General features: G+C 59.6%; 25 protein-coding genes. 8 read left to right on the top strand and 17 right to left on the bottom strand.

The features are described 5' to 3' along the window. Positions 1–280: 280 nt before the first annotated feature. The 8 genes from hmeg3_RS16310 (at position 281) to hmeg3_RS16275 (ending at position 9,731) form a co-directional block, all read left to right on the top strand. Entirely contained in the window at positions 281–1,279 is a 999-nt protein-coding gene (locus hmeg3_RS16310; RefSeq protein ID WP_094564654.1) for a MurR/RpiR family transcriptional regulator, read from the top strand. Beyond that, positions 1,276–2,268 carry an isoaspartyl peptidase/L-asparaginase family protein gene (locus hmeg3_RS16305; protein ID WP_094564653.1) on the top strand — a complete coding sequence of 331 codons (993 nt, stop codon included), beginning with the start codon at positions 1,276–1,278 and terminating at the stop codon, positions 2,266–2,268. The genes hmeg3_RS16310 and hmeg3_RS16305 overlap by 4 nt, the downstream gene beginning before the upstream one ends. 17 nt (positions 2,269–2,285) lie before the next feature. Beyond that, positions 2,286–4,187 carry a dipeptide ABC transporter ATP-binding protein gene (locus hmeg3_RS16300; protein WP_094564652.1) on the top strand — a complete coding sequence of 634 codons (1,902 nt, stop codon included), beginning with the start codon at positions 2,286–2,288 and terminating at the stop codon, positions 4,185–4,187. Between the two features lie 65 nt (positions 4,188–4,252). Beyond that, positions 4,253–5,821 carry a glutathione ABC transporter substrate-binding protein GsiB gene (gene gsiB / locus hmeg3_RS16295; protein WP_094564651.1) on the top strand — a complete coding sequence of 523 codons (1,569 nt, stop codon included), beginning with the start codon at positions 4,253–4,255 and terminating at the stop codon, positions 5,819–5,821. Positions 5,822–5,961: 140 nt separating this feature from the next. Continuing rightward, on the top strand, positions 5,962–6,882 hold the full coding sequence (gene gsiC, locus hmeg3_RS16290; RefSeq protein WP_094564650.1) for a glutathione ABC transporter permease GsiC: 921 nt from the start codon (positions 5,962–5,964) through the stop codon (positions 6,880–6,882). An 8-nt stretch (positions 6,883–6,890) separates the two neighbouring features. Next, entirely contained in the window at positions 6,891–7,808 is a 918-nt protein-coding gene (gene gsiD, locus hmeg3_RS16285) for a glutathione ABC transporter permease GsiD (RefSeq protein WP_094564649.1), read from the top strand. A 46-nt stretch (positions 7,809–7,854) separates the two neighbouring features. Next, positions 7,855–8,910, top strand: coding sequence for a P1 family peptidase (locus hmeg3_RS16280; protein ID WP_094564648.1), 1,056 nt, complete (start codon positions 7,855–7,857; stop codon positions 8,908–8,910). Further along, positions 8,907–9,731 carry a M55 family metallopeptidase gene (locus hmeg3_RS16275; RefSeq protein ID WP_094564647.1) on the top strand — a complete coding sequence of 275 codons (825 nt, stop codon included), beginning with the start codon at positions 8,907–8,909 and terminating at the stop codon, positions 9,729–9,731. Before hmeg3_RS16280 ends, hmeg3_RS16275 begins: the two co-directional genes overlap by 4 nt. 89 nt (positions 9,732–9,820) lie before the next feature. Here the strand turns inward: hmeg3_RS16275 and hmeg3_RS16270 are convergent, their stop codons facing one another. Genes hmeg3_RS16270 through hmeg3_RS16190 form a run of 17 tightly spaced genes read right to left on the bottom strand, consistent with a single transcriptional unit; the run spans position 9,821 to position 25,886 of the window. Continuing rightward, positions 9,821–10,516, bottom strand: a complete 696-nt coding sequence (locus hmeg3_RS16270) for a 4'-phosphopantetheinyl transferase superfamily protein (protein ID WP_094564646.1) — start codon at positions 10,514–10,516, stop codon at positions 9,821–9,823. Continuing rightward, positions 10,503–10,949 (bottom strand): excinuclease ATPase subunit, encoded by a 447-nt coding sequence (locus hmeg3_RS16265; protein ID WP_094564645.1) that lies wholly within the window; start codon positions 10,947–10,949, stop codon positions 10,503–10,505. The genes hmeg3_RS16270 and hmeg3_RS16265 overlap by 14 nt, the downstream gene beginning before the upstream one ends. 51 nt (positions 10,950–11,000) lie before the next feature. Next, positions 11,001–12,263, bottom strand: a complete 1,263-nt coding sequence (locus hmeg3_RS16260) for a beta-ketoacyl-ACP synthase (RefSeq protein ID WP_094564644.1) — start codon at positions 12,261–12,263, stop codon at positions 11,001–11,003. Next, on the bottom strand, positions 12,260–13,009 hold the full coding sequence (gene fabG, locus hmeg3_RS16255) for a 3-oxoacyl-ACP reductase FabG (RefSeq protein WP_094564643.1): 750 nt from the start codon (positions 13,007–13,009) through the stop codon (positions 12,260–12,262). The genes hmeg3_RS16260 and fabG overlap by 4 nt, the downstream gene beginning before the upstream one ends. Then, complete coding sequence (locus hmeg3_RS16250; protein WP_232511676.1) at positions 13,006–13,485, bottom strand: hotdog family protein; 480 nt, start codon at positions 13,483–13,485, stop codon at positions 13,006–13,008. Before hmeg3_RS16250 ends, fabG begins: the two co-directional genes overlap by 4 nt. A gap of 1 nt (position 13,486) precedes the next feature. Beyond that, positions 13,487–14,677 carry a beta-ketoacyl-ACP synthase gene (locus hmeg3_RS16245; RefSeq protein WP_094564642.1) on the bottom strand — a complete coding sequence of 397 codons (1,191 nt, stop codon included), beginning with the start codon at positions 14,675–14,677 and terminating at the stop codon, positions 13,487–13,489. Then, complete coding sequence (locus hmeg3_RS16240) at positions 14,674–15,243, bottom strand: DUF3261 domain-containing protein (RefSeq protein WP_094564641.1); 570 nt, start codon at positions 15,241–15,243, stop codon at positions 14,674–14,676. Before hmeg3_RS16240 ends, hmeg3_RS16245 begins: the two co-directional genes overlap by 4 nt. Beyond that, positions 15,234–16,472 (bottom strand): NAD(P)/FAD-dependent oxidoreductase, encoded by a 1,239-nt coding sequence (locus hmeg3_RS16235; RefSeq protein ID WP_094564640.1) that lies wholly within the window; start codon positions 16,470–16,472, stop codon positions 15,234–15,236. Before hmeg3_RS16235 ends, hmeg3_RS16240 begins: the two co-directional genes overlap by 10 nt. Next, positions 16,459–18,891 (bottom strand): MMPL family transporter, encoded by a 2,433-nt coding sequence (locus hmeg3_RS16230; protein WP_094564639.1) that lies wholly within the window; start codon positions 18,889–18,891, stop codon positions 16,459–16,461. The genes hmeg3_RS16235 and hmeg3_RS16230 overlap by 14 nt, the downstream gene beginning before the upstream one ends. Beyond that, positions 18,884–19,525: an outer membrane lipoprotein carrier protein LolA gene (locus tag hmeg3_RS16225; RefSeq protein ID WP_232511675.1), complete on the bottom strand. Its 642-nt coding sequence runs from the start codon at positions 19,523–19,525 to the stop codon at positions 18,884–18,886. The genes hmeg3_RS16230 and hmeg3_RS16225 overlap by 8 nt, the downstream gene beginning before the upstream one ends. After that, positions 19,522–19,986: a thioesterase family protein gene (locus tag hmeg3_RS16220; RefSeq protein WP_094564638.1), complete on the bottom strand. Its 465-nt coding sequence runs from the start codon at positions 19,984–19,986 to the stop codon at positions 19,522–19,524. The genes hmeg3_RS16225 and hmeg3_RS16220 overlap by 4 nt, the downstream gene beginning before the upstream one ends. Then, positions 19,979–21,550 carry a histidine ammonia-lyase gene (gene hutH / locus hmeg3_RS16215; RefSeq protein WP_094564637.1) on the bottom strand — a complete coding sequence of 524 codons (1,572 nt, stop codon included), beginning with the start codon at positions 21,548–21,550 and terminating at the stop codon, positions 19,979–19,981. The genes hmeg3_RS16220 and hutH overlap by 8 nt, the downstream gene beginning before the upstream one ends. After that, positions 21,537–22,526, bottom strand: a complete 990-nt coding sequence (locus hmeg3_RS16210) for an acyltransferase (protein ID WP_094564636.1) — start codon at positions 22,524–22,526, stop codon at positions 21,537–21,539. Before hmeg3_RS16210 ends, hutH begins: the two co-directional genes overlap by 14 nt. Beyond that, positions 22,523–23,314, bottom strand: coding sequence for a glycosyltransferase family 2 protein (locus hmeg3_RS16205; RefSeq protein ID WP_369828828.1), 792 nt, complete (start codon positions 23,312–23,314; stop codon positions 22,523–22,525). The genes hmeg3_RS16210 and hmeg3_RS16205 overlap by 4 nt, the downstream gene beginning before the upstream one ends. After that, positions 23,311–25,071, bottom strand: a complete 1,761-nt coding sequence (locus tag hmeg3_RS16200) for an AMP-binding protein (protein ID WP_094566403.1) — start codon at positions 25,069–25,071, stop codon at positions 23,311–23,313. Before hmeg3_RS16200 ends, hmeg3_RS16205 begins: the two co-directional genes overlap by 4 nt. Further along, positions 25,064–25,621 carry a hypothetical protein gene (locus hmeg3_RS16195; RefSeq protein WP_094564634.1) on the bottom strand — a complete coding sequence of 186 codons (558 nt, stop codon included), beginning with the start codon at positions 25,619–25,621 and terminating at the stop codon, positions 25,064–25,066. The genes hmeg3_RS16200 and hmeg3_RS16195 overlap by 8 nt, the downstream gene beginning before the upstream one ends. Continuing rightward, positions 25,608–25,886, bottom strand: coding sequence for an acyl carrier protein (locus tag hmeg3_RS16190; protein ID WP_094564633.1), 279 nt, complete (start codon positions 25,884–25,886; stop codon positions 25,608–25,610). The genes hmeg3_RS16195 and hmeg3_RS16190 overlap by 14 nt, the downstream gene beginning before the upstream one ends. Positions 25,887–25,892 lie beyond the last annotated feature (6 nt).

Raw genomic sequence — 25,892 nt, 5'->3', positions numbered from 1 at the left:
CCCGATTTCTGCGATCTTCAACGTGACTCTCGCGGCGTGTCCGTGATGAATTCACGCATTCCGCTTTGGTGCAGTGCAGCCAATTTCCTCTCTATTGAGGTGCATTTTTACCTTGCGCTCGCGTGATAAAGGTGCATCTGTTTTTACTTTCATTTTTGAAAGGATATTTTCTTTACTTTTCAAAATAATGAAAATATATTTACATTTTTGGAAGCGAAGCCGCTTCTATTTAATTCCGTTTTACTTCAGTTTCACGAACCGGGTTTCATCGCAACGTCGTATGCACAATTCAAAAAACACATCCTTGCAGGGCGGCGGTGCAGTAGCGCGCGTGCTGGGCAAGCTGTATCCGAATCTGTCGAAGGCGCATCGCAAGACCGCCGACTACGTGCTGGCGAACACTTTCCGTGCCGCCACCATGACCATCGACGAGCTGTCGGAAGCGGCGGGGATCTCGCTGGCGACGGCAAACCGCTTTGCGCATGCACTGGGTTTTGACGGCTATGCGCCGTTTCGCAATGCACTGGTTGCCGATTTTGCCTCTTCGCTGGCGCCGGTGGAAAAGATGCGTCACGAAGTGCAGAAGAGCGCCACCAGCGCGGAAATCATTTACGCCGCCTTGAACAACGACATCCGCAACATCGAAGCAACACGCCAGGCGCTGGTCGCAGAGCATTGCGACCAGGCGGTAGAGATGATTCTGAAAGCCGACCGTATCTTCGTCATCGGCTTCGGCGCCAGCGCTTTTCTGGCCGGGATCATGGTGCATGCGCTGGAGCCGTTCTGCCGTACCGTCTTGTCCGGTGTGCATCCGGGCGGCCCGTCGCAGACCGGCCGGCAGTTCTTCAAGCTGGACGAGCGCGATGTGGTGATCGCCATGGCGTATCCGCGCTATGCCACCGACACGGTGCGGCTGGCACGCCGTGCGGTCGAGAAGGGCGCCAAGCTGATCGCCTTTACCGATCTGCCGCATTCGCCGCTGGTGCCGCTGGCCGACGTGACGATTTATTCGCAGACTGAAAGACAGATGTCGCCGACGTCCGATGCGGCAGCGCTGGTGCTGATTCAGGCCCTGTGCGACGCCGTCGCGCATCGCGCCAAGCGCTCGGTGCAGGCGGCATCCGAAATGACAGAATTCGTTTTGCCCTGGCTGTACCAGGCGGAACAGTACGAACAAGGCAAGAGCCTGGCGCGCGCAAGCGGCAAGGCGATCAAGAACAACGCAGTTAAAAGCAATGCGGTCAAAAAGATCGCTGCATCAGGGACAAACAAAGCATGAACACTCCAGTCATTGCCATACACGGCGGCGCCGGCACTATCACGCGCAGCGCCCTGAGCGAGGCGGATGAAGCGAATTACCATCGTGAACTCAAAGCGATTCTGACATCGGCGCAAGCCGTATTGACGGCGGGCGGATCGGCGCTGGATGCAGTGACCGAGGCGGTGCGCCTGCTGGAAGATTGTCCGCTGTTCAACGCCGGCAAGGGTGCGGTCTACACGCGCGCCGGTACGCATGAACTTGATGCCGCCATCATGGACGGCGCTACCTTGAAAGCGGGCGCTGTCGCCAACGTGACCTGTGCGCGCAATCCTGTGGTCGCGGCGCGCGCTGTGATGGAAAAGAGCGCGCACGTGCTGCTGGCCGGTTGCGGCGCCGATGCGTTTGCGCGTCAGCAGGGACTGGATATCGTCGACCCGACGTATTACCAGACCGAAGCGCGCCATCAGCAATGGCTGCGCGTGCGCGAGCAGAGCGGCATGATGCTGGATCACGATGCGGCCTCGTTCACCTTCAAGGAATCGGCACATGGCCCCGGTTCGGCTGGCGCTGTCGATCCCATCGACCCCGACAACAAGTTCGGTACCGTCGGCGCGGTCGCGCTCGACATGCACGGCAACGTTGCCGCAGCGACCTCAACCGGCGGTATCACCAACAAGCAAGTCGGCCGTGTCGGCGATACGCCATTGATCGGCGCAGGCTGCTACGCCGCCAATGCGACTGCCGCCATCTCGGCCACCGGCACCGGTGAAGTGTTCATGCGCACCGTTGCCGCTTACGACGTCGCGGCGCGCATGGCATACGCCGGCGCGACGCTGCAAGAAGCCATGGAGCAAGTCGTCATGGACGTGCTGCCGGCCTATGAAGGACGTGGCGGCCTGATCGCCGTCGACGCCGACGGCAACGTGGCGTTGACGTTCAACACCGAAGGTATGTATCGCGGTTATGCCCGTGGCGGCGACACGCCGGTCACGGCAATCTACAAGTAGTGAAGGACGCAACAACAATGGCAACGCAAGATCAATCATCGCTGAATTCGTTGAATCCGCAGGCCGCAAAACGCGTGCTGACCGTCGACAATCTCGGCGTCACCTTCACCGGTTCCGAGCGAACGGTGGAAGCCGTACGCGGCCTGTCTTTTCATGTCGATAAAGGCGAAACACTGGCCATCGTCGGCGAGTCGGGTTCCGGCAAGTCGGTGTCGTCGCTGGCGATCATGCGCCTGATCGAGCATGGTGGCGGCCGTATCGTGTCCGGCAGCATGCAGTTCCAGCGCCGCAGTAATGGTGGCGATAGCACGCTGGATCTGGTCAAGGCGCCGCAGTCGACCATGCGCAGTATTCGTGGCGCCGAGATCGCGATGATTTTCCAGGAGCCGATGACCTCGCTCAATCCGGTCTTCACCGTCGGAGAACAAATCGCCGAATCGATTCGCCTGCATCAAAACATGAGCCACAGTGCCGCCAGTGCAGAAGCGCTGCGCATGCTGGAAATGGTACGTATACCGGAAGCCAAGCGCGTGCTCGGCCGTCATCCGCATCAACTGTCGGGCGGCATGCGCCAGCGCGTGATGATCGCGATGGCCTTGTCCTGCAAGCCGTCGCTGCTGATCGCCGATGAGCCGACCACGGCGCTGGATGTGACGATCCAGGCGCAGATCCTCCAACTGATCCGCTCCCTGCAGGAAGAAATGCACATGGCGGTGGTGTTCATCACCCATGACATGGGCGTCGTGGCGGAAATCGCCGACCGCGTCGTCGTCATGTGCCGCGGCGACAAAGTGGAAGAAAACGATGTGCGCAGCATCTTCGCCGCGCCTGCACATCCTTACACGCAAGGCTTGCTGGCAGCGGTGCCGCGCCTGGGCGCCATGACGGGTACCGACACGCCGTCCCGATTCGGTATCGCCGCCAGTGCCGAAGCCAAGCCGGAAGCCATTGCAGAAGAATTGCAGGCCGCATCGGAGATCGCTCAGCAGCGCCAGCCTATTCTCAAGGTCACCGACCTGACCACACGTTTTGACGTCAAGAGCGGCATCTTCGGTCGCGTCAAGCAACGAGTCCATGCCGTCGAACGCGTCAGCTTCGACCTGTATGCCGGCGAGACGCTGGCGATCGTCGGCGAATCCGGCTGCGGCAAGTCGACGACCGGCCGTTCCCTGTTGCGTCTGGTCGAGATCAGTGGCGGCAAGGTCGAATTCGGCGGCCGTAATCTGGCGGAGCTGCCGCGCAAAGAGTTGCGCGAGCTGCGCCGCGACATCCAGTTCATTTTTCAGGATCCGTTCGCTTCGCTCGATCCGCGCATGACGGTCGGTTATTCCATCATGGAGCCGATGCTGGTGCACGGCATGAAAGAGGGTGCGCAGGAGCGCGTTGATGCATTGCTCACCCGCGTCGGTTTGCTGCCGGAACATGCACAGCGCTATCCACACGAATTCTCCGGCGGCCAACGCCAGCGCATCTGTATCGCTCGCGCACTGGCGCTGAATCCGAAGATCGTCATCGCCGACGAATCGGTATCCGCGCTGGACGTATCGATCCAGGCGCAGATCGTCAACCTGATGTTGGATCTGCAGGCTGAACTCGGCATTTCGTTTATCTTTATTTCGCACGACATGGCGGTGGTGGAACGCATCAGCCACCGCGTTGCCGTGATGTACCTGGGCCAGATCGTCGAGATCGGTCCGCGCCGCGCGATTTTTGAAAATCCTCAGCATCCTTACACGCGCAAGCTCATGGCCGCCGTTCCGGTGGCGGATCCCGAGCTGCGCCATCTGAAGAAAGGTTTGCAAAATGATGAGATTCCAAGCCCCATTCGCGCCATCGGAGACGATCCGCTGGTCGAACCTTTGAAGCAAGTCGGCCCCGGCCATTTTGTTGCAACACATCGTATTTCTGCTGCTTTTTAGTTGCTTTTTAGTTTGTCGTCGCCTCATTAATCACTTAGATCATTTAGAAACTCAGGAGCCTAACCATGACTACTCAATCTTCCCGTCGCGGCACAACTGTCATCCGATGGCTCGCGCTCGGCGCCATCGGCACCACCATGCAATTTGCCGCCGTGCATGCATGGGCAGCCAAGAGCGTCACGCTCGCAGTTGCGTCCACCTTCACTACCATGGATCCGTATGATGCCAACGACACATTGTCGCTGGCCGTGACCAAGTCCTTCTATCAAGGCCTGTTCGCATTCGACAAGGATCTGAAGCTGGTCAACGTGCTGGCTGAAGGCTATCTGGTCAGCAAGGACGGCCTGGAATACACCATTCGTCTACGTCAGGGTGTGAAGTTCCACGACGGCACCGTGTTCAAGGCAGATGCCGTGAAAGCCGTGATGGATCGCGTCACCAATCCCGACAACAAGCTCAAACGCTACAACCTGTTCAACCGTGTCGCCCGCACCGAAGTGCTCAACGACTATACCGTCAAGATCGTGTTGAAAGAGCCGTTCTCGGCCTTCATCAACGTTCTGGCTCACCCATCGGCTGTGATTATCTCGCCGGCGGCATTGAAGCAATACGGCAACAAGGACATCGCTTTCCACCCGGTCGGTACAGGCCCTTTCAAGTTCGTCGAATGGAAGCAAACCGACTACATGAAGGCGGAGAAATTCTCCGGCTACTGGAAGGCCGGCTATCCGAAGGTCGACGAAGTGATTTGGAAACCGGTGGTCGACAACAACTCGCGTGCCGCCATGATGCAGACCGGCGAAGCGCAATTCACTTTCCCGCTGCCGTATGAGCAGGCTGAACTGCTGAAGGGCAAGGGCGCACTGGACATCGTCAGCGGCCCGTCGATCATCCAGCGCTACATGTCGATGAACGTGAAGCAAAAGCCGTTCGACAATCCTAAGGTTCGTCAGGCCATCAACTATGCGATCAACAAGGATGCGCTGGTCAAGGTCGCTTTCAGCGGCTATGCAGTGCCGATGGACGGCGTGTTGCCACAAGGCGTCGACTATGCGGTCAAGACCGGCCCATGGCCGTATGACGTGAAGAAGGCCAAGGCGCTGCTGGCGGAAGCAGGCTATCCAAATGGTTTTGAAACTGAATTGTGGTCTGCCTATACCCACACCACTGCACTGAAGATCATCCAGTTCCTGCAACAGCAACTGGCGCAAGTCGGCATCAAGGTCAAGGTGCAGGCGCTGGAAGCCGGTCAACGTGTAGAGAAGGTCGAAACTGCACAGAATCCGGATACTGCGCCGGTACGTCTGTACTACAGCGGCTGGTCGTCGTCGACCGGTGAAGCTGACTGGGGTCTGCGTCCGTTGCTGGCTTCGGAAGCCTTCCCGCCTAAGCTGTACAACACCGCTTACTACAAGAGCGACAAGGTTGATGGTGATATCGCTCAGGCGCTGACCGTCACTGACCGTGCACAGAAGGCCGCGCTGTACAAGGATGCTCAGATGGAAATCTGGAAGGATGCGCCATGGGCCTTCCTGGTCACGGAGAAAGTCCTGTATGCACGCAGCAAGAACCTCAAGGGCGTGTATGTGATGCCTGATGCATCGTTCAACTTTGATGACATCGAGCTGAAGTAATCGCTTGTGCCGTCGTCCCGCATCGCCGGGACGACGGTTGTTGTATCAGCAGTCACGCAGCACCGAATTTTTCAGCGATGGACACATGCAGCACATGTGTCCATCGCTCTCCAAGTTGTTGAATCATTGCAGGACGCGCCATGTTTTCTTATGTTTTAAAACGTCTTCTGGGCCTCATCCCGACCTTGTTGCTGGTCGCGGTGATGGTGTTCCTGTTCGTCCACCTGTTGCCCGGCGATCCGGCGCGACTGGCCGCCGGCCCGGAAGCCGACGAAACCACCGTGGCGCTGATCCGTGCCGATCTCGGTCTCGACCAGCCCATCCACAAGCAATTTGTGCGCTTCTTCGTGAATGCCGCGCATGGCGATTTCGGCACCTCGCTGCGCAGCAAGCTGCCGGTCAGCCAGGAAATCATGGAGCGCTTCTGGCCTACCTTGTGGCTGACCGTGACCAGCATGGTCTGGGCGGTGATCTTCGGTTTGTTCATTGGCGTATTTTCAGCGGTGTGGCGTAACGAATGGCCCGACCGCGTCGGCATGACGCTAGCGGTCTCCGGGATCTCGTTCCCGCCGTTTGCACTGGGCATGGTGGCCATGGAAGTGTTCTCGGTGCAGTTGGGTTGGCTGCCGACCGTCGGCGCCGACAGCTGGCGCCACTACATCCTGCCGTCGCTGACGCTGGGCGCCGGTGTGGCAGCGATCATGGCGCGCTTTACACGCTCGTCGTTCATCGAAATCATGAAGGAAGACTTCGTCCGCACCGCGCGCGCCAAGGGCCTGAACGAGCGTATCGTGATCGCCAAGCACTGCCTGCGCAATGCGCTGATTCCCGTGGTGACGATGATGGGCCTGCAGTTCGGCTTCTTGCTGGGCGGCTCCATCGTGGTCGAAAAAGTATTCAACTGGCCCGGCATGGGACGCTTGCTGATCGACGCCGTCGAGATGCGCGACTATCCGATTATCCAGGCCGAGATTCTGCTGTTCTCGCTGGAATTCATTTTCATCAATCTGGTTGTTGACGTGCTGTATGCGGTCATCAATCCGAGCATCCGTTACAAGTGAGGCAGAGCATGTCGACTTCCACTACCCCTGCCACAAATACCGTCGCCGCAGCCACGGGCACAACCGCGTCCAAACCTATCCGTACGCCCTGGAGCGAGTTCTGGCGCAAGTTCAAAAAGCAACCTCTGGCGCTGGTGGCCGGCGGCTTTGTGTTGTTCCTGGTGGTGATCGCGATTCTGTCGCCTTACATCTCGCCTTACGACGCAGAAAACTATTTCGATTACGACGCGCTCAATGCCGGGCCGTCGCTGCAGCATTGGTTCGGCGTCGATTCGCTGGGCCATGACATCTTCAGCCGCATTCTGGTCGGTACGCAGTTGTCGCTGGCAGTGGGCTTTTCATCGGTGGCGGTGGGCGCCATTGTCGGTACCTTCCTCGGACTGGTGGCCGGTTACTACGAAGGCTGGGCTGATCGCGTCATCATGCGCATCTGCGACGTGCTGTTTGCCTTCCCGGGCATCCTGCTGGCGATCGCCATCGTGGCGATTCTCGGCAACGGCATGACCAACGTGATTATCGCGGTGGCGATTTTCAGCATCCCGGCGTTTGCGCGGCTGGTGCGCGGCAATACGCTGTCGCTCAAGCAACTGACTTATATCGAAGCGGTACGGAGCATCGGCGCCAACGATATGACGATCATTCTGCGTCATATTTTCCCAGGCACGATTTCTTCCGTGGTGGTGTATTTCACGATGCGTATCGGCACCTCGATCATCACGGCTGCGAGCTTGTCGTTCCTCGGTCTGGGTGCGCAGCCGCCGACGCCGGAGTGGGGTGCCATGCTCAACGAAGCGCGCGCCGATATGATGACGTCGCCGCATATTGCGATCTTCCCGAGCCTGGCAATCTTCCTGACTGTGCTGGCGTTCAATCTGCTGGGCGATGGTCTGCGCGATGCGCTGGATCCAAAACTGGACCAGAAGTAACCAACTGATATAAGAAAGAGCGCGGACGAGGTCCGCCTTCCAGGCAATGAGCAACAAATATCCTCCTCACATCGGCAAGCTGCCTGCCGGCGCAGGCAACAGCATCGCCGATGTACCCGGCGTCACGGTCGGCCACTGTACGCTGAACTATGGCGGCATCCAGACCGGCGTGACCGTCGTGCGCCCGCATGGCGGCGACCTGTTCCGCGAGAAGATCCCGGCGGCTGCCGTCACCCTGAACGGCTTCGGCAAGAGTGTCGGTCTGATGCAGGTGGAAGAACTCGGCGTGCTGGAGACGCCGATTGCATTGACCAACACCTTTGCCGTGGGCGCCGTCGCGACTGCGCAGACGCGGGCAGCGGTGGCGGACAACCCTGAGATCGGCCGTAATCTCCCCAGCGTCAATCCCTTGGTGTTCGAATGCAACGATGGCTATCTCAATGATCTGCAAGCGTTCTCGGTGGAAGAGCAGCACTACTTGCACGCACTGCAAAACGCATCGGATGTGGTCGTTCAAGGCGCCGTCGGCGCCGGCCGCGGCATGTCCTGCTTTGAGCTCAAGGGCGGTATCGGCAGCGCCTCGCGCAAGGTCGTTGTCGGCACAGCCGAGTACGCTGTCGGCGCGCTGGTGCTGGCTAATTTTGGCAAACTGGCTGATCTGATTATTGCAGGGGAACCGCTGGGGCGTACGCTCAAAGGCATGCAAAAGAAGAATGCCGAGCCAGAAAAGGGCTCCATCATCATGCTGATCGCCACTGACGCGCCGCTCGACGCACGCCAGCTGCGCCGCCTTGCTGCGCGCACCGGCGCCGGTCTGGCGCGTACGGGATCGGTCTATGGACATGGCAGCGGCGATATTGCGCTGGCGTTTTCTACTGCACAGACGGTGCCGCACTTACCGGACATAGCATCGCCCGCCATGCAGTTCACCTGCCTGCACGACAACATGCTGGATCCGCTGTTCCACGCGGTTGCCGACAGCACCGAGCAAGCTATCCTTAACGCCTTGTTCAGTTCTGAAGCGGTCAAGGGGCGGGACGGAAACCAGCGCCGGACATTGAATGAACTACTGGCGGAACTAGCCACCATGGAGCACGCATGAATGTATTGATTTCCGTCGACATCGAAGGTATTGCCGGCGTATTCCATCCTGAACAGACACGTCCCGGCAACGGTGAGTACGAGCGCGCCCGTCGTCAGATGACTGAAGAAGCCAATGCGGTCATTCGCGGCGCACTTGCCGGCGGCGCACAGGAAATCGTTGTCAACGATTCCCATGGTACTTTCCGCAATCTGTTGCCGGATCTGCTGCATCCAGCTGCGCGCATGGTGCTGGGTAAGCCGCGTGTACTGGGCATGATGAGCGGTGTGGAAGGCAGTATCGATGCCGTCATGATGGTCGGCTATCACTCGCGCTCGCAAACGCGTGGCATTCTGGCGCACACGATCAACAGCTTCGCATTTTCACGCGTTGCGTTCAACGGCGTGGAATTGGGGGAAGCCGGCATCTATGGCGCGCTCGCGGGAGAACATGGCGTGCCGGTAATTTTCGGCAGTGGCGATGACGCTTTTGTGGAAGAGACGCAGCCCTTGTTTCCGCATGCACGCTTTGCTGAAATCAAGAAGGCCCACGGCGCCAGCAGCGGCGACTCCTTGTCGCAACAGCAGGCTTGCGTATTGCTGGAGAAGACGGCACAGGAAGCCGTCCAGGCAGCTCGCTCAAAACAGATGCCGAAATACCGCATCGAAGTTCCGCTCACCTGCCGCCTGCAAGTCCAGACACCGGCGCTGACGGACTTGTTTTGCCAGCTGCCGATTGTGGAGCGCGTAGACGCGGTGACGCTGAAGTTCGACGCGCCGACGGTGGAGTTCGCGGTGCGCGTGTTGAACAGTTTGTCGGCGATGTCGTTCATGTTGCGATAGCACAGGACTACTAAAAATCCCGTACATCCGGTTTCTGAATGCACAGTCTGGCGGATTGACCATGCAGTAGAAACTGAAATATCTTCAAATTATCCAACTGGATTCAGCTCCGCGAGCTCCACGAGTTCAAAAGACTGCAACTCTTGCGCTACGCACACACCGATGTGCAGGCGGGGATAGTCGACATGGAAGCAATTCCAGCCGGTGTCGCAGGAGCGCAGATCTGTCGTGATGGTGCGATTTCCGCGCAACTTGTACAGTGCTTCCCGATTGTTCCACAAACGATAAAATCCTACCTGACGACGCGCCATCTCAAGGCGCATGAGCCATTGCTGGTCGGCTTCGTCGAATGCTGCCGCGCTCAATTGATCAACATCGCGGGCATGCGCCTTATTTTCAATGTCGAGTCCGACCGCGCAGACAGTGCTTGCCAGGCAGCCGATCCAGCCATGGCTGTGCGACAGACTGAAGTGGAAATCGGAGGAGGTGTATGGTGCTGGAAACTCCAGCAATGGCGCATTGCCTTCGCGTTCGGTGACGATGATGTCGGAGGCTGCTATGCCAAGCATGGTTTGTACGGCATGTCGCAACAGCATGCGTCCCAGCAAAAACTCGCGTGCCCGTTGCGGGCGGAGGAAGCGGCCATATCGCTTACGTTCGCTCTGGCCCAGAGAAGCAGCCAGCGAAGCCAGTCTGGCTTCGCTTACCAGATCGCCGTGCAGCAGCCACAGCGTGGCCGCCGATGTCGACGCTGGAAAAATGGGAGCTATTTTATTTGTCGGCAATTTTGACGATGTCGCCTTTGAGCGCTACGCCTGCAACGATAGCACCGGCATGGCATTCGAATTGCGTGGCACTCGCCATTTCATTTTTCTTGTAGTAGCTGACGAGATTCACCACTGCGTTGGCGCCAAGCTGTTTGGCGCGATCCTGGAACGACAATAATGTCGACAGGAAGGCCCAGTTGCAGGCAACTTCATCACCTTTGCCGAACGAATTGGTTTTGAGGTTTGAAATATCTGTTTTAAATTTTTGCAAAACAATCGGATGCTTTTGTCCGGCGAAATAGAACTTAACAGAACCATCAAGCTTGGCGTCCGATTCGGTCTTCATTCCATCTTCAATCGACAGCATGTATTGCGTGTCGCGTGCGTGAGCCGGCGCCGACAAAACTGCAAAAGTACTGAGCGCCAACAAGAACGAAATACTTTTTTTCATTGTGCTTATTCCATGAAGTTGATGAAGTGAATTCGATGCAGTGCTGCGTGTTCAGTTCCAGCGCTTGAAAATCAGCGACGTATTGATGCCGCCGAACGCAAAGTTGTTCGACATGACATATTCGCAATCGATCTTGCGTCCTTCGCCGGTCAGATAGTCGAGATCGCCGCATTCGGCGTCGACTTTGCTCAGATTGATGGTCGGGGCGAACCAGCCGTTGCGCATCATCTCGATGCTCATCCAGGCTTCCAGTGCACCGCATGCGCCAAGCGTGTGGCCCATGTAGCTCTTGAGCGAGCTGATCGGCGTCTTGTTGCCGAATACGCGGGCGGTGGCGTTGGATTCGGCGACGTCGCCCTGACGGGTGCCGGTGCCGTGGGCGTTGATGTAGCCGATGGCGGCAGGATCAAGAGCGGCGTCGGCCAATGCCATGTCGATGGCGATCTTCATGGTGTCGGCATTGGGATTGGTGACGTGGCTGCCGTCGCTGTTGGTGCCGAAGCCGACGATCTCGGCGTAGATGCGGGCACCGCGCGCCAGGGCGTGCTCCAGGTCTTCCAGGATCAGTGTGCCGGCGCCTTCGCCCAGCACCAGGCCGTCGCGTTGTTCGTCGAAGGGGCTGGGCGTAATGGCGGGCGTATCGTTGCGCACGCTGGTGGCGTAGAGCGTATCGAATACGGCTGCCTCGGTCGCACACAGTTCTTCCGAGCCGCCGGCGATCATGGCAATCTGGCGGCCGCTGCGGATGGCTTCGTAGGCGTAGCCGATGCCCTGGCTGCCGGAGGTGCAGGCGCTGGAAGTCGTGACGATGCGGCCGGTAACCCCGAAGAACACGCCCATGTTGACCGGTGCGGTGTGCGCCATCATTTTCAGGTAGGTGTTGGCGTTGATGTTGCGGGTGCTTTTTTCTGCAAACATCATGCTGAAATCGGCAATGGCGCTGGGCGTGCCGGCGGAGGATCCGTAGGAGATGCCGACTGCGCCGCTTTTGAGCAGCGGATCGTCGAGCAGACCGGCGTCGGCCAGCGCCCATTCACTGGCGCGTGTAGCCATCAGGGCGACGCGGCCCATGCTGCGGGTGGTTTTGCGGTTATACCGATCGGATAAGTCGAATTCTGCCGCCGGTGCACCGAGGCGGGTGTGCAAGCCGCTGTATTCGTCCCAATCAGGCATGCGCACGACGGCATTGCGATAGCTTCGCAGGCTTTCCAGTGCGTGTTGCCAGTCGTTGCCGATTGGACTGATGCCGGCCATGCCGGTGACGACGACGCGGCGTTCGGTCATTGTGCGTGTGGTGTGGGCGGTTGTGCTCATGCCAGGCCTCCATTGACCGAGATCACCTGACGCGTGATGTAGGCGGCATCCTCGTGCATCAGGAAGCTGACGGCGGCGGCGACTTCTTCCGGCTTGCCTGCACGGCGTGCAGGGATCAGCTTGAGCACTTCATCCATCGGCAAGTCTTGCGTCATGTCGGTGTCGATCAGGCCGGGCGCGACACAGTTGACGGTGATGTTGCGTTTGGCCAGTTCCAGCGCCAGCGCCTTGGTGGCGCCGATGATGCCTGCTTTGGCGGCGCTGTAGTTGACCTGGCCGCGGTTGCCGACCATGCCAGATACCGATGCCAACGTGACAATGCGGCCCGGTTGGCGGCGCTGGACCATGGGCATGGTCAGCGGGTGAAGAACGTTGTAAAAGCCGTCCAGATTGGTCTTGAGGACACTGTCCCAATCCTCGCCGGAGATGGACGGGAAGGCATTGTCACGCGCGATGCCGGCATTGCAGACCACACCGTAATAGGCTCCGTATTGTTCGACGTCGCGCAGCAGGATTTCTGCTGTCTGCACGCGTTCCGCAATGTCGAATTGCAGGATGCGCGCGGCACGGCCCAGTGCTTCGATGTCCTTGGCCACTGCCTCGGCGGCATCGCGCCGGCTGTGGCAGTGCAGGACGATGTCGTAGCCGTCGCGCGCCAGGCGCAGTGCGATGGCTTTGCCGATGCCCCGGCTGGAGCCGGTGACCAGGATGGTTTTCCCCGTTGTTGTGCCTGTAGTGCTTGTCATGCTTCGCTTTCCAGAAACGCTTTGGCGTCATGCGGCTGAAAGACCGATACCGTCGCCTGCGCCAGTTGTTGTTGTGTACTGCTTTCCCTGATGATGCAGGAGAACGATCCCAGGCCGTTCTCCGCTTGTAATAATTGTTGTGCTTCCACTTGCAAGTGATCACCGGCGACAAACCAGGCGCGGCTGCATTCGTACCGGCGCGCTCCCAGCAGGAAACCGATCTTGACCGGTTCACCGCGCTCTTGAGCATGATAACCGGCATAGGCGGCGATTGTTTGCGCCATGTATTCGATGCCGACCCAGGCACCGACGCCGCGTTCGCCGTAGAACATGCTGTCGCTGCGGATGACGACTTCTGCGCACAGCTTGTCGGCATCGACGCTGATCACGCGATCCAGCAGCAGCATCGGCGCTGCGTGCGGCACGAGCGTGGCGATGGCGGGCAAATTCATGTCGGCGGTCACATCAGCGTTCATGTCAGTCTCTTCCGAAGATCAATGCGGCGTTGCTGCCGCCGAAGGCGAATGAATTGCTCAGTACATAGCGCGGCGGCCGGCCGAGCGCTTTGCCGACAGCAACCACGTTCAGCGGCGGCAGGGCAGGGTCAGCCTGACCGTCCCACAGATGCGGCGGTAATATGCCGGTCGGGTTGTCGTCTTGCATGGTCAGCCAGCACAGCCCGGCTTCGATGGCGCTGGCGGCGCCCAAGGTATGTCCGGTAAGGGATTTTGTCGAACTGACCGGCGTCGCTGCACCAAACATTTGATGGATAGCCTTCGATTCCATGGCGTCGTTTTGCAGGGTCGCGGTGCCGTGCAGGTTGATGTAGTCGATTTGCTCAGGCGTGATCGCAGCGCGCTGCAATGCTTGCCGGATTGCCAGTATGGCACCGGTGCCTTCGGGATCCGGCGCCGAAATATGATGCGCATCGGATGATTCGCCCCAGCCGCAAAGTGTAACTGTCGCTGGTTCCGACGTCATGAGGAACAGCGCGGCACCTTCACCGATGTTGATGCCTTGGCGGTTGGCACTGAGCGGGTTGCAGCGCTCGGCGCTGACTGAATCCAGCGCAGCAAAACCGGCGATGGTGAAATCGCACAGCGTATCCACACCGCCGCTGATGACCGCGTCGCACAGGCCCATGTTGATCAGGCGCGCGGCACTGGCCATGGCTTTTGCGCTCGACGAGCAGGCGCTGGAGTGGACATAGGCCGGGCCGCTCACGCCGAGTGTTGTTGCCAGCGCAGCCGCCGGCGAGCCGAGTTCTTGCTGGCCATAATGAAAATGAGAGGGGAATGCTCCCTGCTCGACGTAATGTTTGAAGGCAACTTCGCCTTCCGCGATGCCGGAGGTGCTGGTGCCCAGCACGATGCCGATGCGATCCGGGCCGAAACGTGCAATCAGTGCATCCACTTCGCTGCGTATTTGCGCCAATGCGGCGAGCGCGACACGATTATTGCGGCTGTGTTCGCGCAGCGGCAGATGCTCGAGGCTCGGTAATTCTGGATCGGTGAGGGCGATGCTGCCGACGTGGCGGGCAACGTCATTGGACATAGGGCGTTTGCTCGCATGCAAGCCGCTGTTGCCGGCGAACAGGCGTTGTCTGATCCCGGTGTGCGTATCGCCGAGCGAGCAAATCATTCCCAGTGCGTTAAGGTAAATCGTCATGATGCGGTAACGACCGATTGTATGGTCAGCTTGTAGTGATAGCGCAAATTGGTCAGGATCACTTTGCCGCCCCACGCTTTGCGGTCAGGATAATCGATTTGCGTGACGACTTCGTGATTCAACAGCAATGTCCGCTGCATGTCCTTCTCTTCCAGCGCCCACCCGGCGGGCAATGCCGCACGGATGGCGGCAACGGGCCACAGCGTCAGTTGCACATCTTGCAATACGTCTTCACCCTGGACTTCCTTGGGCAGCATGAAATGGCGCCAGGTTTTCAGTTCCTTGCCATCGTAAGCCAGCGTCATGACGCGTTGGCCGAATGCCAGACCGACCAGATGAAGGTGATCCGGTTCGATTTCCAGAACGGTGTCGATTTCATCGGTGCGGCCGGCGCGTTCCACGGTCAGGTGTTGCTGCAGACTGAGGGAGGTGCCCAGCGACGCCGGCGCAAGCTGCAGATGCAGGCGTGCAGATGTCGCCGGAGGTTCTGGCAGTGTCGGTGCGGTAGAGCATGCCGACAGCAGCAATGCCGCCATGACGGAAGAAATGACCAGGCTCAGGCGCATATGCTTTCCAGTGCGGTCAGCCGGCGCTTGCTTTCGGTGACGAAGGGGTTGCTCTGGTCCCACGCGTAGCCCGCCAGGATGGACGAAATCATGCGGCGGATCGCCGGTTCCTGATTCTCGTGGAAGATTACTTTCTGGAAGCCGCCTGCATACCAGGATTCAACAAAGGTGCGGAAGGTGTCGACGCCGCTTTTCAACGGCTTTGCATACTCGGCTTCCCAGTCCACGGTTTCCCCGGCGAGCATGCGTGTCAGGGTAGCCGTTGCCAGGCTGGCGGATTTCAGTGCAATCGTCACGCCCGACGAGAAAATCGGATCGAGGAATTCTCCGGCGTTGCCGAGCAGAGCGTAGTTCTTGCCCCACAGCGATGTCACGTTGGCGGCGTAGCCGGAGATGTTGCGTGCCGGGGTATCCCAATCGGCGTGTTGCAGCAACGCGCGCAGGGACGGGTCTTGCATGACCAGCGTGCGCAGCTTTGTGGTCTCGTCGCCGGGAACGTCGTCGAGGAAGGAAGATTCCGCCACCACCCCGATGGAGCAGCGACCGTGCGCAAACGGGATCAGCCAGTACCAGACGTCTTGGTGCTCTGGATGCACGGTGATGCGAATCTTGTTGCGGTCAAATTGCGGATCGCGGATGCCATCGGCGATATGCGTGAAATAAGCGCCACGCAGCGGAAAACCAGATGGACGCTCAAGGTCGAGCAAACGCGGCAGCACGCGGCCGAAACCGCTGGCGTCAAGAATGAAGCGCGATTCAATCGTATATTCGCGGCCATCGGCGTCACGCACCTGCGTGCGCGGACGTTCACCTTCCAGATCAACTGCGGTCACGGTCTGGCGATAGCGTATCTCGGCGCCTTGCAGTTCAGCCTGTTGCGCCAGCAAATGATCGAAGTCGGCGCGCTGTACCTGATAGGTCGTGCCCCAGCCGGAGGAATGCTTGTCGCGGAAATCGAAAGAAGTCTGGCGTTCGCCGCAGACGAAGGATGCGCCATTCTTGAACTGGAAGCCGTGTTCCACGACGGCCTGCAGCATGCCGGCCTGTTCCAGATAGGCCATGCTTTGCGGCAGCAGACTCTCGCCGATGGAAAAGCGCGGAAACTGCTCGCGCTCGATGACGAGCACCTGATGGCCGCGACGGCGCAGCAACGCGGCGGCAACTGCACCGGCCGGGCCTGCGCCGATGATCAGGATGTCGTGTTGCTCGGTATTGCTAGTTGGTGTCATAAGTTGGCGGTTTTGAGCCGGCAAAACAAGGTGAAGTAAGCCAGACCAGGGCCATGCCGATCAGCATGGTCAATCCGAATGCGTGCAACGGAGGGCTGCTGCTGAGAGCGAGCAATCCGAAGGAGAGCAGGGCGCTGATCGCCGACAAGCCAACAGTCAGCCAGGCGAAGCGCCGATGGCGCTTCGTGGGTTCTTGCAGAAATATGCCGTAATCGACGCCCAGTCCCAATAACAACAGACACGCCAGTACATGGAATAGTTGCAGCGGTTGGCCGATCACGCCGAATAACGCCAGCGTTGCCAATGTCGCCAGCAGCGGTGGTGCAATCGCGCGCCATGCAGCGCGGCGATAGCGCAATGAGAGCAGCATGAAAATGGTGGCATACGCTGCCAGCAAAGCCCATGTCATGTATTGCCGGTAATAGCTCAGCACAGAAGAAATGTCGGCAACTTTGTCGACCCACTGCACGCCGCTGATCCCGGGAGCGACGTCGGCCAGCACCTGCAACTGACGGTAGTCGCTCAGGCCGCGCACGGCGACGATGCTGGCATATTGAGTTGCAGATTGTCCTCCGGTTTTGCCAAGCCACAGATGGCGCCAGGGTTGACCCGCAGGCGACGCGATGAATGCGTCCGGCAACAAGGGTTTGCTCTGCGCGAGCAAACGCTGGCGCAGGTCTTGTTGCCATTGTTCATTTTCGTCGATGGCAGTCGCGATAGCGGCAAGCGCGCCTTGCGGCGCCAGCAATTTGTCGGCAACCAGATCATGATCGGCTTGCTGCTGCTGTCGCGACGGCACCCAGTTGGAAATCGCTTGCACGCCGCTGATCAGCTTTTTGTCGATCGCGGTTTGCAAGTGCCGCTTCAGTTGTTCTTCGCGTTGCAGGACGATTTCCGCGGAGTCGCCACGCACCAGATAGAACTGGGCCGGCGTCGGCGTATCGAGCAGCTTGCCGAGCTTGATCTGGTCGTCGATCAGATGTTGCGGTGTCTTTTGCAAGGCGCGGATATCGTCGCTGACTTTCAGGCGCATCAGTCCGGCAACAACAAAGACGGCGAAGACCGCCAGCAAGACGACGCCGATGCGGTTGAAGCGGAATTGCGGCCATTTGCCGATGCTATGGCTATAACGATCTGCCAATCCGGTGCTGCGCAAGCTGTCTGCATGGATCAGTGCCGGAAACCACAGGATTACGGTCAGCCAGGCAAACAGCAATCCCAGCACCGAGAACACCGCCATCTGGCGCAGTCCGGGGAAAGGCGTCAGCGCCATGCCGAGATAACCGATGACCGCCGCCAGCAGCATCAGGCCGAGGCCGGGCAGCAAGCGGCGCAGCAGCTGGCGCGAATCCATGTGGCGATCCGTGCCGAGGCGCGCGCACAGGAAGTAAATTGCATAGTCCTGCGCGATGCCCACCAGGCTGGCGCCGAACACCAGCGTCAGCAGATGCAGGCGGCCAAACAGCAACCAGCTGACCGACAAGGCGCCAAGGCAGCCGATGGCAATCGACAGGGCAATCAGCGCAATCGGCTTGAGCGAGCGAAACGTCAGCCACATCAGCAACACGATGCCGATCAGGGAGCCGGCGCCGATGGTCGTCATCTCGCTGCTGGCTTGCCGGCTGCCTGCGGCAGCATGGAGGATGACGCCGGCGGTGATGATTTCCACATCAGGCGCAGATTGTTTCGCTGCCTGGGTGGCCCGGTCCAGCAGGGGGATGACGTGTTCCTGTGCGGAGATCGAGAACGCAGACTGTTGCAGATTCAGCAGCAGCAGGACATAAGAGCGCCCGCCGCTTTCCACGAACAGACGGCCATCGCGCGGACGTACCGGCGTTTCCTGCGCGCGTGCCTGCACCCAGCCGCTGAACAGACCGAACGGATCGTCCTGCCATGCGCCGAGTTTGGGGCCACCGAAGGCACCATACATCGCGCTCAGCGCCAACTGACTCCATTGCTGCGGCGAGTCCTTGTGCAGTTTGTCGCGTTGCTCCTGCGTGAGCAGCATCAGGCGGCTCTGGTTGAAGGTCGACAGCCACGCGCCTTGCAATTGTGCAGCGTCGCCCGCCATCGGTTGCAGCAGCGAGGGCTGCTTGCCGATGACCGCTTCATAGGCCGATGCGGCTTGCATGGCTTTGTCCCAGTCACGTTCGCCGACGAGGACGACAACTTTTTGCTGGGCGCTGTCGACCATATGTGCAAAGGCTTGCTGCATCACGTCGTCATGACGCGACGACGGCAGCAGAGCCAGGATGTCGGTGTCAGGACTGACGCGCTGAACCAGCCACAGATAAGCGTTGTGGCTGAGCAGCAAGGCGACGATCAGCAGCCATGCCAGCGCAAGGCCGCGCAGCACCTTAGGCTTGGCAGGGACGGGCGCAATCGGTGAGCTTGCGTCGCTGTCGGCGCGTTCAGTCAAACATGGCTCCTTCTTCCGGCGTCATGGCCTTGTCGCCGGTCTGGATGCCGGAGAACACAATATCGGTATGATCGCCCGAGGCTTCCTGCATGGTGACCTTGTTGACGTACGCGCCGCCGTCCAGCTGAATGTCGCCGATGGCCTTGGCCAGACCCGGCTCGCGTGCCTTGAGGGCGACATGCCAGTTGCCGTTCTTGATCGTGCCGTCCAGTTCAAACAGTTTATCGAGTTGGCTGAGGTCGCCCGCCAGCAACGAGAACAGTACGTTGTTGATCATCTTGACGACAGGTTCCTGCTGCGCATCGAGACGCATGGCGACGCGGCCGTTCTGCATCTGCACGATGGCATTGCGGGTGATGCGCAAGGTGCTCGGGAAAGGCTGCAAGGTTTGCCACAGGATGCCCTTGCCAGAGGCCACGCAGAAGCGCCCGTTCGACAGCAGCGGTTTCTTGATGCCGGTCAGTTGCTTGGTCTGGTCAAAGCGGCCGCACATGAGGGCGGGTTTGGCCAGCGCGGCTTGAATCTGCGCGACGGGAGCGGCAGCGTTCGCGGTGGTGATGGCGGTGGCGGAGAATGCCGCCGTCACGGCCAGCGCGCCCAGTATTTTATGGAAAGTGCGAAGAGTAAAAATCATGTCGGTTCCGGATAAGGTAAGTCCAGCTTTTGCCACAGCACGCGCGGGCTGACGAAGCACATTTCGCGCTTGTCCATTTGCACCGCGACCTGCGTGGTGAAGCCGCGCGTCAGGCGCCGGCCACTGGCGGCGTCGGTCACCAGATATTCCATCTTCAGGCGGTTCTCCCATTCGGTGATGGCGGCGCGCACCTTGATGCGCTGGCGGAACGTGGCAGGATTGGAGTAACGCACTTGCAGGTCGATGATGGGCCACATAAAACCTGACTCCTTCATCGCTGCGTAGTTGTAATCGATCTGGTCGAGCAGCGCGCAGCGCGCGGCCTCGAAGTATTCGATATAGCGGCCGTGCCAGACCACTTCCATCGGATCGAGATCGTAGAACTGAATCTGCAACTCGACCTCGGCTTGCCACGGAGAGTTGGCGAGCGTGATCTTGCTGTCTGCAGGCAACTTAGTCATACAGGCTCCAGCTGCGCGCACGGATGCGTTGCAGCAGCAGGCGCAGGTCGGGTTCCAGCATGCGGTCTTCGGCGACCGGCGCGATATCGGCGGCAAGGGCTTCCTGCATGGCCGCCAGACGGCCGCCGGGCAGTTCGGCCAGCGGTGTTTCCGGTTGCAGCTCGCTGCGCAGCCAGACGCCCTGGCGCACGGTGATCAGCAACGCGGCGACGACTTGTTCGGTCAGTTCCAGTACGCGCAGGCAGTCGCGCGCGGCGATGGTGCCCATGCTGACTTTGTCCTGGTTGTGGCATTCGGTCGAGCGCGAGAAGACCGAGGCCGGCATGGTCAGCTTCAGCGCTTCAGCGGTCCATGCGGAGGAGCTGATCTGCAGCGCCTTGAGGCCATGGTTGATGGCGGCACGCGGGCCTTTGGCGCCCGACAGATTGGACGGCAGGCCGTTGTTGTAGCGGCTGTCGACCAGTAGCGCCATCTGGCGGTCAAGCAGGTCGGCAATGTTGGCGACGGCATTCTTCATGCTGTCCATGGCGAAGGCGATGTGGCCGCCGTAGAAATGGCCGCCGTGCAGCACGCGCTCGTTGTCCGGATCGATGATGGGATTGTCGTTGGCGCTGTTGAGTTCGTTTTCGATATTGCTGCGCAGCCATGGCAACGCATCGGTCAGCACGCCGATGACGTGGGGGGCGCAGCGGATCGAGTAGCGGTCCTGCAGGCGCTTTTCATTGCGCAGCGGTTGATCGCAGTCGAGATCGGTCTGTAACCATCCGGCCACTTGCTGCTGGCCGGGATGTGGTTTGACCGAGAACAGTGTGGCGTCGAAATGGTGGGCGTTGCCGTCCAGCGAGAAGCTGGCCATGGCGGTGATGCGTGTAGCCACTTTGCACAGATATTCAGCGCGTTGGTAGGCCAGGCACGCCAATGCTGTCATGACGGCGGTGCCGTTCATGATCGCCAGGCCTTCTTTCGGGCGCAGGCGCAGCGGCGTCATGCCGGCGGCTTGCAGGGCAGATGCCGCGTCGATTTGTTCGCCGTTCTTCCAGACCTGACGTTCACCGCACAGCACGGCGGCAAGATATGACAACGGCGTCAGGTCGCCGCTGGCGCCGACCGAGCCTTCGGATGGAATCAGCGGCAGCAGGTCGTTTTGCAGCAAGCCTTCGATCTGCTTGAGCAAACCGACACTGACGCCGGAATAACCCTTGCTGAGCGAGGTCAGGCGCGTAGCCAGAATCGCGCGCGTTTGCTCGGGCGTGAAGACGCTGCCCAGGCCGCAGCCGTGATAGGTATAAAGATGATGCGGCAAGTCGGCAATCAGTTCGGGCGGCACGGTCACCGTGCACGAGTCACCGTAGCCGGTGGTGACGCCGTAGACGGTGCCGTCCTCGCGCAGCAGACGATCGAGGAAGTCGGCGCCGCGCTGGATGCGCGCCAGGAAAGCAGGGGAGTCGGACAAGGCCGCATGCGCGGAACCGTCGGCGATGGCGTTGACCTGTTCGATGGTCAGCGGTGTTTCGCCGAAAGTAACAAAGTCGGCTGCAGCTGCCGGGAATTTAGGGTTTGGCATCGTGGCTATCCAGTGTGGGCAGGGCCCAGAAATCGTAAAAGTTGAACCATTGCAGCGGTGCGTGCAGGCAATGGTGTTCCAGGCGCGCGGCATAATCGGCCGCCAGTTCACCGAGCAGTTGGTCACGCTGTTTGCGCGGCAACTGGATCTGTTCACGAAAGCCTTCAAAACAAAGTTCTGCGCCGTCATGTGTGCGACGCGAAAACATCAGAAAAACCGGGCAATTCAACAGACTGGCCAAGACGTAAGGGCCAATCGGGAAGGGCGCTGCTTCCCCCATGAAGGGCGCCAGCGCCACGCGCGGATTGGGCGAAACCGGAACCCGGTCGCCGGCGATGACGACAAACTCACCCTGCGCGACCTTGTCAGCCAGAATGACTGCGGTGGCGGGTGTCATCTCGGTAACCTGCATCAGATTCATCTGGCTGCCCGGATCGAGTTGCGCCAGCATGTTGTTGAAAGCTTGCGCATGCTTGGTATGCACCAGTACAGTCAGTTTGACGTTGGGATGCCGGCGGCCGAGCACGCGGCACAATTCCAGATTGCCCAGATGCGTACACATCATGAGTCCGCCGCGGCCTTGTGCGGCGGCCTCGGTGATCAGGGAACCGTTTTGCACGCTCACTTTGTCCATCGGGAACAGGCCGCCCCACAACAGCATTTTGTCGAGCAGGCTTTCTCCAAAGGCAGCGAAATGGCGGAAGGCGCCGCGAATTCCAACTGGCGTTGCCAGCGTCGGATGGGCTGAGCGCAGGTGCGCAAGATAATCGAGGGAAGCTTTTCGTGCCAACGGATTGCGTGCCATGTACCAGACCAGCACGGGATACAGCATTATCCGAAACGGCCATCGGCCAAACACGCGATAGACAAAAAACAGCAGGCGCATGCCGGCGACGAAACTGACTTCGTTGATTTGCGCCCAATGCCTGCCGGATCGCTGCTGCTGTGGCGCTTGTGTTTCTTCATTCGCCGTCATTGCGATGCCATGCGTCGGGTTGTTGCAAAAAGTTTGCGGGCCAGCAGCAATGGTGAACGAACCAACATGCCAAAAAACAGGACGGTATGCATGCGTGAAATCAGGACGTTGTCGAGCCAGACGTTGAAATGCGATACGCCGTCCGTCGGATAACGCACGCGCGTGGGAAAGTTAATGACTTGTATGCCGCGCCAATACAGGCGTACCAGGATCTCGGTATCGAAATCCATGCGGCTGCCAATTTTTTGCTTCGCGATCAGCGTCATGACAGGTGTCAGCGGATAAATGCGAAAGCCGCACATTGAATCTCGGATATCAAAAGACAGCGTATTGATCCAGACCCAGACATGCGTCAGGTAGCGCGCATAGAGGCGTCCTTTTGGCACGCTGTCGTCATAGATCGGGCAGCCGCTGATCACCGCAAGCGGGTGTGCTGCGCAGGTTGCGACGAAGCGCGGGATGTCGGCAGTATCGTGCTGGCCGTCGGAGTCGATCTGCAAGCCATGGCTATAGCCTTGCTGCGCCAGATGGCGCAAGCCGGTCATGACCGCATCACCTTTGCCGCGATTGACGCTGTGGCGCAGCAAGGTAACTTGTTGGGGCGTTTGCGCCGCGAGCTGATCGAGCACCGCCGCGCAGGTGCTGTTGCTGCCGTCGTCGACCAGTACGCAGTGAAGGTCATGTTGCAACACGGCTTCCAGTACGGCCGGAATAGCGCGCTCGTGGTTGTAGACCGGAATGACGACACCGATCTTCGGCGGACTTACTGTAGTCGTCATTGGAGTCATGCGGCACCTCCGAGCAGAATGCGTCCGCTGGCGTGCTGGCCGTCGGCGGAGTGCAGGCGGAAAGCCAGTGCGCTTTTTTGCATGTCGTGTTCAAGTTCAAGACTGACGGTTGCACCGGGAACAATCACGCGCTGAAATTTCAACGCCTGCATGCCGACGCAATCGTGTGGCAGGGGCAGATACTGACGTCCCAATTCCAGTGCCCAGTTCACTTGCGCGACACCGGGCAGGATAGGCGCTTCAGGAAAATGACCCTCGAAATAGAGCAGGTTTTCCGGGACATACAGTTGCAGCGTGACCTGCGTGTCGGTGCGCTGTATCAGCGTATGTTCGGGCAGCAATGGACGGGACGATGCCGATGCCGGCACCTGCTGTTCTTCCAGTAATGCGGTCAATGCCGCCAATGTAGTTTTGCCTTGCGTGTTGGCCGGCATGGCGTCGAGGTAACGCCACATGCGCGGCAGCGCGACGCTTTCGATCGCGTCCGCCAGGACGGCGCGTAGCTTTGTGTTCAGCGCCAGCTTGCCTTGCTGTTCCAGCACGTCGCGACCTGCCGCTGCGAGGACGACGAAAGCAGCAATACGATCACGTTGGCCCGGCGCCTGATGCAGCATGACGCGCGCTTCTGCTGCCAGCGGCGACGTCAGCAACAGGCGTTCGATCTGGTCGAGGGAGATGCGTTTTTCTTCCAGCTTGACGATGCGGTCGGCGCGACCGCGCAGGGTGAATTTTTGCCTGTCGGAGAATTCCACCCGGTCGGCCATGCGCAGCCAATCGCTGTCGGGCAAGTGTGGCGAGCGTACTTCCAGGCAGTCGTGTTCGATGTTCAGTCGTACGTCGACGTGTGGCATCGGCAGCCAGCTATCGTCTCGCTCAATGCCGGGCAAGGGCTGACGCCAGGCAATGCCGCCGGTTTCCGAGCTGCCATAGATTTCAATCGGGCTGTGTCCGAATTGCTGGTATGTGGCTGCGGCCACATCGGGGAACAGGGGGCCGCCCGATGAAAAAATGGCTTGCAGATGCGTGATGTCAGGTTGTACTGGACTCTCGGGCAGGCGCTTGAGATGCGCCGGACTGGACAGCAGCAGCCATGGACGTTGTGGCGCAATGGCAGCGAGATCTTCCGGGAAGAAAGCGCTGTGTGCATGGATCGCGCGGCCCGCGCAAATCGGCCAAAGCACTTTGAACAGCAAGCCGTAGATGTGCTGGTGCGAAACGGTCGAGACGATGTCAGCGTTGCCCACGCGCGCGCCGAACAATGCGTCAAGCGTGGCGACCTCGTTCGACATCTGCGAGAGTTTTTTCGGGATGGCTTGGGCCGCACCGGTGCTGCCGGAGGTGTAGACCACCAGGCCGATGAAGTCGCCGTCCAGCGTGGCCGCATCTGCAACTGTGGGCGCGGGGCTTTCGGCATTTAGTGATGGCGTCTCCAGCGGTTTCCATTCGTGCGCGAAATCGCCGATGAAACCGTCAACGTTCGCCGCCAGCGCCTTGCAAGTGTCCGGCAGGGTGTCGCTGGGCAGATAGACCGTTTTTCCCGCTTGCCAGGCACCGAACAGCGCTGCGGAAAAAGCGATCGTGTCATGCATGAACAGGGCAAAATTGCGGCCGCTGTGGCCTGCCAATAATTGCCGCCATTGTGCAGCGTCGATGCCGAATTGCGCATTGCTGACGGCATGGTGATGACGCCAGCCGATGAGATGGTCGTCAGCGCGTGCCATGTAGGGCAGCGCCAGCATATCGATGAAGTCAGGCATGGTGATGACGCCTGACATAGAGGCGTACGGCATATTCGCCGACGAACAGCACGCCCATCAGCACATAGGAGATCAATCCCGTATACAGCGACCAGATGGCTTCAGATGCCCAGACTGCAGTGGCAAAGGCGATGCCGCCATTGAGCGCAAAGAAGACGCACCACACCTGGGTGACGCGGCGGGTGTACGCAACGGCGAAGGCCGGCAGATTCGGATCTTGCAAACGCGCCAGCCGTTCGATGATGGAGGGCGGGCGCACCAGACTGGCGCCGAACAAGGCCAGCATGCCCAGACTGACTGCGACCGGATACAGCTTGAGCGGCAACATGGCGTTCCAGAACAGCGCCGGTACCGCCAGCGCAAGCGCGGCCAGGCTCATCCAGCGGTAGCGTTGGCTCAGTTTGGAGGTCAGCAGGCGTAACACCGCGACAGCTACCAGCGCCAGCGCCAGCAACCGAGGTTCGATCTTCCCGTGCGCATACCAGATCAGCAGTGGATATACCAGGATGATCAGGGTGGTCAGGACATTGGTGAAATCAGGCTTTTTCATCCGTTTGCAGCAGCGTCGCAATCACGTTGACCACATCTTGTACTGTGCGTACCGACCGAAATACGTCAGGCTGGATGCGTTTGCCGGTCATCTGATTCAGTTTGACGACGATATCGACGGCGTCGATGCTGTCGATGTCGAGATCAGTGTAAAGATTCGATTGCGGCGAGATCTTGGCTTTGTCGAGTTCGAACATCTCATGCAGCATGTCGACGATCCAGACGGTGATCTCGTCCTTGTTCATGGTTGGCGCTAAGGTTGTCATGGTGAG

The organism is Herbaspirillum sp. meg3 (assembly GCF_002257565.1).
In the GTDB taxonomy this organism is placed as follows: Bacteria; Pseudomonadota; Gammaproteobacteria; order Burkholderiales; family Burkholderiaceae_D; genus Herbaspirillum.
This window is presented reverse-complemented; position numbering and strand designations above follow the sequence as displayed.

Bases quoted from the DNA above. Each gene is read 5' to 3' on its own strand.
- hmeg3_RS16310 (WP_094564654.1), top strand. From the start codon at position 281: ATGCACAATTCAAAAAACACATCCTTGCAGGGCGGCGGTGCAGTAGCG.
- hmeg3_RS16305 (WP_094564653.1), top strand. From the start codon at position 1,276: ATGAACACTCCAGTCATTGCCATACACGGCGGCGCCGGCACTATCACG.
- hmeg3_RS16300 (WP_094564652.1), top strand. From the start codon at position 2,286: ATGGCAACGCAAGATCAATCATCGCTGAATTCGTTGAATCCGCAGGCC.
- gsiB (WP_094564651.1), top strand. From the start codon at position 4,253: ATGACTACTCAATCTTCCCGTCGCGGCACAACTGTCATCCGATGGCTC.
- gsiC (WP_094564650.1), top strand. From the start codon at position 5,962: ATGTTTTCTTATGTTTTAAAACGTCTTCTGGGCCTCATCCCGACCTTG.
- gsiD (WP_094564649.1), top strand. From the start codon at position 6,891: ATGTCGACTTCCACTACCCCTGCCACAAATACCGTCGCCGCAGCCACG.
- hmeg3_RS16280 (WP_094564648.1), top strand. From the start codon at position 7,855: ATGAGCAACAAATATCCTCCTCACATCGGCAAGCTGCCTGCCGGCGCA.
- hmeg3_RS16275 (WP_094564647.1), top strand. From the start codon at position 8,907: ATGAATGTATTGATTTCCGTCGACATCGAAGGTATTGCCGGCGTATTC.
- hmeg3_RS16265 (WP_094564645.1), bottom strand. From the start codon at position 10,949: ATGAAAAAAAGTATTTCGTTCTTGTTGGCGCTCAGTACTTTTGCAGTT.
- hmeg3_RS16260 (WP_094564644.1), bottom strand. From the start codon at position 12,263: ATGAGCACAACCGCCCACACCACACGCACAATGACCGAACGCCGCGTC.
- fabG (WP_094564643.1), bottom strand. From the start codon at position 13,009: ATGACAAGCACTACAGGCACAACAACGGGGAAAACCATCCTGGTCACC.
- hmeg3_RS16250 (WP_232511676.1), bottom strand. From the start codon at position 13,485: ATGAACGCTGATGTGACCGCCGACATGAATTTGCCCGCCATCGCCACG.
- hmeg3_RS16245 (WP_094564642.1), bottom strand. From the start codon at position 14,677: ATGACGATTTACCTTAACGCACTGGGAATGATTTGCTCGCTCGGCGAT.
- hmeg3_RS16240 (WP_094564641.1), bottom strand. From the start codon at position 15,243: ATGCGCCTGAGCCTGGTCATTTCTTCCGTCATGGCGGCATTGCTGCTG.
- hmeg3_RS16235 (WP_094564640.1), bottom strand. From the start codon at position 16,472: ATGACACCAACTAGCAATACCGAGCAACACGACATCCTGATCATCGGC.
- hmeg3_RS16225 (WP_232511675.1), bottom strand. From the start codon at position 19,525: ATGATTTTTACTCTTCGCACTTTCCATAAAATACTGGGCGCGCTGGCC.
- hmeg3_RS16220 (WP_094564638.1), bottom strand. From the start codon at position 19,986: ATGACTAAGTTGCCTGCAGACAGCAAGATCACGCTCGCCAACTCTCCG.
- hutH (WP_094564637.1), bottom strand. From the start codon at position 21,550: ATGCCAAACCCTAAATTCCCGGCAGCTGCAGCCGACTTTGTTACTTTC.
- hmeg3_RS16210 (WP_094564636.1), bottom strand. From the start codon at position 22,526: ATGACGGCGAATGAAGAAACACAAGCGCCACAGCAGCAGCGATCCGGC.
- hmeg3_RS16205 (WP_369828828.1), bottom strand. From the start codon at position 23,314: ATGACTCCAATGACGACTACAGTAAGTCCGCCGAAGATCGGTGTCGTC.
- hmeg3_RS16200 (WP_094566403.1), bottom strand. From the start codon at position 25,071: ATGCCTGACTTCATCGATATGCTGGCGCTGCCCTACATGGCACGCGCT.
- hmeg3_RS16195 (WP_094564634.1), bottom strand. From the start codon at position 25,621: ATGAAAAAGCCTGATTTCACCAATGTCCTGACCACCCTGATCATCCTG.
- hmeg3_RS16190 (WP_094564633.1), bottom strand. From the start codon at position 25,886: ATGACAACCTTAGCGCCAACCATGAACAAGGACGAGATCACCGTCTGG.